The organism is Streptomyces sp. NPDC005492 (assembly GCF_040605995.1).
Classification (GTDB): domain Bacteria; phylum Actinomycetota; class Actinomycetes; order Streptomycetales; family Streptomycetaceae; genus Streptomyces.
This window is the reverse complement of record NZ_JBEXDX010000104.1, coordinates 1-6,536: the sequence shown is the minus strand read 5'-3', so window position 1 is coordinate 6,536 and position 6,536 is coordinate 1. Positions and strand designations below refer to the sequence as shown.

Below are 6,536 nucleotides of genomic sequence, written 5' to 3'. Positions count from 1 at the left end.
CCCCGACACCGACCGACCCGCCACCGTGCCCCGACCCGACTCACCCACCGCCAACCCCGACAACCCCGCCAACAAACCCTCACGATCAGAAGCGGAAATCGCGGCTCGGTAATCCAGATGCGCTCGTGTGTTCGCCGTCGAATACGCCACATCCGGCAGAGCGAGTTCCGGGCGCGCGAGCAGGTGTTCGCGCAGTCGGCCCGCCTGGGCCCGCAGCGCCACCTCGTCCTTCGCCGACACCAACACCGGCGCGGCGGGAAGGTTCTGGGCGGGGTGTTGTTCCGGGTCCTGGGCGACCGCCGGAGCCTCCTCCAGGATCACGTGCGCGTTGGTGCCGGAGATCCCGAAGGACGAGACGCCCGCACGGCGGACCCGCTCCCCGGCCGGCCACGGCCGGGCGTCGGTGAGCAGCTTGACCGCGCCCGACTTCCAGTTGACGTGTGTGGACGGGGAGTCCACGTGCAAGGTCGGCGGCAGCACCTCGTGGCGCAGCGCCTGCACCATCTTGATGACCCCGGCCACGCCGGCGGCGGCCTGGGTGTGGCCGATGTTCGACTTCATCGAGCCCAGCCACAACGGCCGCTCGGCATCACGCTCCTGACCGTAGGTCGCCAGCAGCGCCTCGGCCTCGATCGGGTCGCCGAGCCGGGTTCCCGTGCCGTGGGCCTCGACTGCGTCGACCTCGTCGGGGCGCAGGCCGGCCGCGGCCAGCGCCTGGCCGATCACCCGCTGCTGGGCTGAACCGTTCGGTGCGGTCAGGCCGTTGGAGGCACCGTCCTGGTTGATCGCCGATCCGCGCAGCACCGCCAGGACGCGGTGGCCGTGCCGCTGGGCGTCGCTCAGCCGCTCGATCGCGACGACACCGGCGCCTTCGGCCCATCCGGTCCCGTCGGCCGCCGCCGCGAAGGCCTTGCAGCGGCCGTCGGGCGCGAGACCGCTCTGCCGGCTGAACTCGGCGAACATCCCCGGGCTGGCCATGACGGTGGCCCCGCCGGCCAGGGCCAGCGAGCACTCACCTGCCCGCAGCGCCTGCGCGGCCAGATGGATCGCCACCAGGGACGAAGAGCACGCGGTGTCGACCGTGACGGCGGGACCCTGGAGGCCGAGGGTGTAGGCGACGCGTCCGGAGGCGACGCTCGGGCTGTTGCCGGTCAGAAGGTAGCCGTCGTATCCGTCGGCCTGTTCGTGCAGCCTCGGTCCGTAGTCCTGGGACATCGCGCCGGTGAACACGCCGACTTGGCCGCCGCGCAGCGTCGTGGGGTCGATCCCGGCGTCCTCCAGCGCCTGCCAGGACGTTTCGAGGAGGAGTCGTTGCTGGGGGTCCATGGCTGTGGCTTCGCGGGGGCTGATGCCGAAGAAGCCGGGGTCGAACTCGTCCGCGTCGTACAGGAAGCCGCCGTTCCTGGTGTATGACGTGCCGGACCTGCCGCGGGCCGGGTCGTAGAGGGCCGCTAGGTCCCAGCCTCGGTTGACGGGGAACTCCCCGATCGCGTCACGGCCGCCTGCGACGAGTTCCCAGAGCGAGTCGGGTGAGTTCGCGTCGCCGGGGTAGTGGCAGGCCATGCCGACGATCGCGAGGGGTTCGGTGCTCGCCGACAGTTCGCCGGCCGTCTTGTCGGCGGCCGTGTCTCCGGCCAGTTCGGCGCGGAGGTGGCGGGCGAGCGCGTCCGGCGTCGGGTGCGCGAAGACGAGCGTGTCGGGGAGTTCGAGGCCGGTGGCGGCGGCGAGCCTGCCGCGCAGTTCGAGGGCGGCTCCCGAGTCGAGCCCGAGGTCCTTGAAGGTGCGGGAGACGTCGACGGCGTCGGGTGTCGCGTGTCCGAGGGTGATGGCGGTCGCCTTCTGGACGAGGCTCACCAGGTCCTCGGCGCGGCCCGTGGGGTCGGCGGCGGGTTGCCGGGCGGGCCGGTCCGGTGCGGTCGGCGGCGGAAGGACCGTTCCTGCCGGGGTGGGCCGGTCGTCGGGGGTGTCCGGGGCGCCGAACCAGTAGCGCTCGCGCTGGAAGGCGTAGGTCGGCAGGTCGGTTCGGTGTCCGGTGCCCGGGGCCGGTTGCCGGTGGAGCGTGCCGCCCTGCACGTGGTACTGGCCGACCGAGGTGAGGAACTGCCGGAGGCTGCCGTGGCCCCTGCGCAGTGTCCCGGTCACGAGTGAGTCGGTGACGTCCGCGGCGCGCAGTGTCTCCCCAATGCTGCCGACGAGTCCCGGGTGCGGACTGGTCTCGACGAAGGCACGGTGGCCGTCGGCCAGGGCGGCCCGGACGGCCGACTCGAACTGGACGGTCTGGCGGAGGTTGCGGAACCAGTAGGCGCCGGTCAGCTCGCCGGTGTCCAGCAGGCCGCCGGTGACGGTCGAGTAGAAGGCCAGGTCGGATCGGCGGGGCCGGATCGAGCCGAGGAGCCGTAGCAGGTCGTCCTCGATGACATCGACCTGCGGGGAGTGCGAGGCGTAGTCGATGGGGACCTCGCGGACGCGGACGCCGTCGGCCCGGCAGGCGGCGAGCAGTTCCGCGAGCGCGGCGGGGTCTCCGGAAACCACTGTGCTGAGGGGGCCGTTCACGGCGCCCACCCCGAGGAGGCCGGTGTAGGCGGTGAGCCGGCGGCGGACCACGTCGACCGGTTCGGCGACCGACACCATCCCGCCGAGGCCGGCGACCGCCTTGAGTGCCTGGCCGCGCAGCGCTACGACGGCTGCGGCGTCGGACAGGGAAAGCGCGCCGGCGACGTGCGCGGCGGTGATCTCGCCCTGGGAGTGCCCGATGACGGCGGCCGGGGTGACGCCCTGCGCCTGCCAGAGGCGGGCCAGGGAGACCATCACGGCGAACAGGGCCGGCTGCACGACATGGCCCTGGTCCAGTGACGGGGCTCCGGGCAGTCCGCGGACCACGTCGATCACGGACCAGTCCTGGTACTCGGCCAGTGCCTGCGCGCAGTCGGTGAGGTGCTCGGCGAAGACGGGCGAGGTGTCCAGTAGTTCCCGGGCCATGTCCGGCCACTGCGATCCCTGTCCGGGGAAGACGAAGACCGTGCCGCCGACGGCCCGCGCGGTGCCTTCCACCACGTTCGCCGCGGGGTCGCCGGCTTCCAGGGCCTTGAGCCCGGAGCGGAACTCGGCGTGGCCGTCGCCGAGGACGACGGCGCGCTGCTCGAAGGTCTGGCGCGTGGTGGCGAGGGACAGGCCTGTTTCGGCGGTGGGGACGCCGGGCCGCGACTCGACGTGCGCGCGCAGCCGGCCCGCCTGGGCCCGCAGTGCCGGGGCGGTGCGGGCGGACAGCGGCCAGCCGTGCGCGGCGATGTGGTCGGTGGGGACGGCGGCCGGGGGCGGGGTGCCCGGTTCGGCCGCGGGCGGCTCGGCCACGATGAGGTGGCAGTTGGTACCGCCCATGCCGAACGAGCTGACCCCCGCGACCAGTCGGTGCCGCTCGTCGGGCCAGGGCCCCTGCTCGGTCCGTACGCTCAGGCCCAGTTCGGCGAGCGGAATGGCGGGGTGGGGGCTCTGGAAGTTGAGGCTGGCCGGGACGTGGCGGCGTTCGATGCTGAGGAGCACCTTCAGCAGTCCGGCGATGCCGGACGCGCCTTCCAGGTGGCCGATGTTGGTCTTCAGGGAGCCGACGTGCAGCGGCTTGGACGCCGGTCGGCCCGCGCCGAGCGCGGCGCCCAGTGCCGCCGCCTCGATGGGGTCGCCGACCTTGGTGCCCGTGCCGTGCAGTTCGACGTACTGGATGTCGTCGGGACGGACCCCGGCCGCCTGGACGGCCAGTCGTACGACGTCGCGCTGCGCCTGCTCGCTGGGCACCGTGAGGCCGTCGGTGAGGCCGTCGTTGTTGACGGCGCTGCCCAGGACGAGGCCGTATATCCGGTCGCCGTCGGCCCGGGCCCGGTCCGCTGTCTTGAGTACGACGACGGCGCCGCCCTCGCCCCGGACGAATCCGTTGGCGCGGGCGTCGAAGGTGTAGCAACGCCCGTCGGGCGACAGCGCGTTGAACTGCTCCGTCATGGCGGTACTGCCCGGGTCCAGCATGAGGTTGACCCCGCCCGCCAGGGCCAGGTCGGTCTCGCCGCGGCGGATGCTCTCCGCGGCCAGGTGGACCGATACGAGCGAGGAGGACTGCGCGCAGTCCACGGTCAGGCTCGGTCCCCGCAGGCCCAGGGTGTAGGAGACCCGGTTGGCGATGATGCCGCGGTTCAGGCCGGTCAGCGTGTAACGGGAGATGTCGCCCCGGCTGCGGGCCATCAGCGTGGCGTAGTCGCTGGCGATGCTGGCGGCGAAGACGCCCGCGCGGCTGCCGGAGAGGTCGGCGGGAACGATCCCCGCGTCTTCCAGTGCCTCCCAGCACAGCTCCAGCATGATGCGCTGCTGTGGGTCCATCGCCGCCGCTTCGTTCGGTGAGACTCCGAAGAACGCGGCGTCGAACTCGTCGATGTCGTCGATGAATCCGCCCGGCCAGTCGGCCCCGTCCGGACCCGATGTCCGGTTCCTGTCGGATGCCTTCTCGATGGCGTGACGGCCGTCGAGGAGGAGTTCCCAGAGTTCCTCCGGTGTCGAGGCTCCCGGTAGCCGGCAGGAGATGCCGACGATGGCGATATCCGGTCCGCTGCCGGTGGGGGATTCAGTCATCACTATCTCCACAGAGGTCCGACGAGGCCATGTCTGACAAAGGGCGCCGTCCCGCCCGGAGGGCGGGGGGCCTGCGGTTGTCCGGTGTGTGCGATCGCACGGCGGAGGGTGGGCCCCCGGGGCGAGGCTCTGCGGGAGTGCGTGCCGGACGCCGTGGGACGGGCGGGACGTGTCGGACACGGCGCGGTGCCGGGACGGGAGCCGGGAACGGTTCCGGTGTGCGGTCGGCCGGCCCGCTCGGTGGGCCGGCCGCCGCGTGCGGCTCGCTGGGCACGGCGCCCGAAGGGGCCGGGCGCTGCCGCCTCGAAGGTCAGTTGAGGGTCACGGGCAGGTTCTCGTAGCCGCGGATCGTCAGGCGGTCGCGGCGGGTCGGCTCGCCGGCCGGCGCGATGTCGGGGAAGCGTTCGAGCAGTTCGGTGAACGCCACGACGCCCTCAAGGCGGGCGAGCGGCGCGCCGAGGCAGTGGTGGATGCCCGCGCCCATCGACACCGGCTGGATGGCGGTGCGCGTCGGGTCGAAGCGGTCGGGGTCGGTGTACCGCTTGGGGTCGCGGTTGCCGGCGCCCAGCGCGAGGAGTGCCCATTCGCCCATCGGGATCCGGGTGCCGGCGATCTCCGCGTCCTCGCGTGCGACGCGGGCGATGAGCTGGACGGGCGAGTCGAAGCGCAGGACCTCCTCGACGAAGTTGTCCGCCGCGATCTCCTTGGCGTGCAGCGCGGCGGCGACGTCCGGGTGCTGGAACAGGAGGTTGAGCCCGTTGCCGAAGATGTGTGTCGTCGTCTCGATCCCGGCGGCCAGCACCACACCGAGGTTGCAGACGAGTTCCTCCGCGGTCAGCGGCGCGTTCTCCTGGTCGGTGATCTGCACGACGGCGCTCACCAGGTCGTCGCCGGGATCGCTCCGGCGCTTGGCGACCAGCGCCTGGAAGTACTTCTCGAACTCCGCGTAGGCCGTGTCGGCGATAGCGGTGTCCTCCTCGGTCGGTGTCACCTCGAACACCAGGGTCCAGTCGTTGGCCAGTTGCTTGAACCGCGGCCAGTCCTCCTTGGGCATGCCGAAGAGTTCGCCGACCACGCCGACGGACAGGTTGAAGGCGAAGCGGTCCATGAAGTCGACGGAGGAGCCGTCCGAGGTCGCGTCGGCCATCTCGTCGAGCAGGTCCCTGGCGATCTTCCTGATCATGGGTTCGAGCGCGGCGACCCGGCGGGCGCTGAACGCCCGGGCCATCACGTCCCGCATCCGGGTGTGGTCGGGCGGGTTGGTGTCCAGGATGCTATTGGTCAGGGCGACCACCGAGGGGTGCAGTTTCCACTCGGCGGCGGTGAACAGCCGGTTGTACCGGTCGTCCCAGGGGCCGAACTCGCCGGCGCGGAGCGTCTGGTTGATCGCGTCGTACCCGGGCACCATCCACAGCTGGTCGCCGAGCGGGGCGACGGAACCCAGCTCGTGCGCGGCGGCGTAGTGGGGATAGGGGTTGTCGCGGCCCTCAGGGGTGAGCAGCTCCCCCAGAATCTCGTTTGCATCCATGCGATGACTCCTCAAGTTGCCTGATTCACGGTGACGGTGGGGCCGCGGGCGGTGGTAGGACGGATCGCCGGAGCGGGCCGGGCGAGCCGGCCTCGGACCTCGGTCACTGGGCGGCGAAGCGTTCTTGGAATTCGGCCATGACCTTGCCGTAGATCTCGATGTCGGCGGCGGTGTAGCGGGCGAGGGTGTCCTCGATCTCCTGGGCGCCGTAGCGCTCCTCCATCGCCTGCAGGGCATCGCGGACGTAGCGCACGTGCCACCGCTCGTCCAGCATGATCTTCTCGATGGTGGCCCGTACCGGTGCGGGCACGTTCTCCTGGCGCAGGTGCTGGTTGTAGTGGCCGATCGTGCGTTTCTCGAAGACCAGCGTGATCGCCATGACCTCCATCAGGCTGGC

3 protein-coding genes are annotated in these 6,536 nt (G+C 71.8%); all 3 read right to left on the bottom strand.

Annotation, left to right across the window (positions count from 1 at the left end):
• Positions 1-4,611: beta-ketoacyl synthase N-terminal-like domain-containing protein (locus tag ABZT04_RS45765; protein ID WP_356066617.1), on the bottom strand; the 4,611-nt coding region annotated here is incomplete at its 3' end.
• A gap of 310 nt (positions 4,612-4,921) precedes the next feature.
• On the bottom strand, positions 4,922-6,139 hold the full coding sequence (locus ABZT04_RS45760; protein WP_356066616.1) for a cytochrome P450: 1,218 nt from the start codon (positions 6,137-6,139) through the stop codon (positions 4,922-4,924).
• A 103-nt stretch (positions 6,140-6,242) separates the two neighbouring features.
• Positions 6,243-6,536: hypothetical protein (locus ABZT04_RS45755; RefSeq protein ID WP_356066615.1), on the bottom strand; the 294-nt coding region annotated here is incomplete at its 5' end.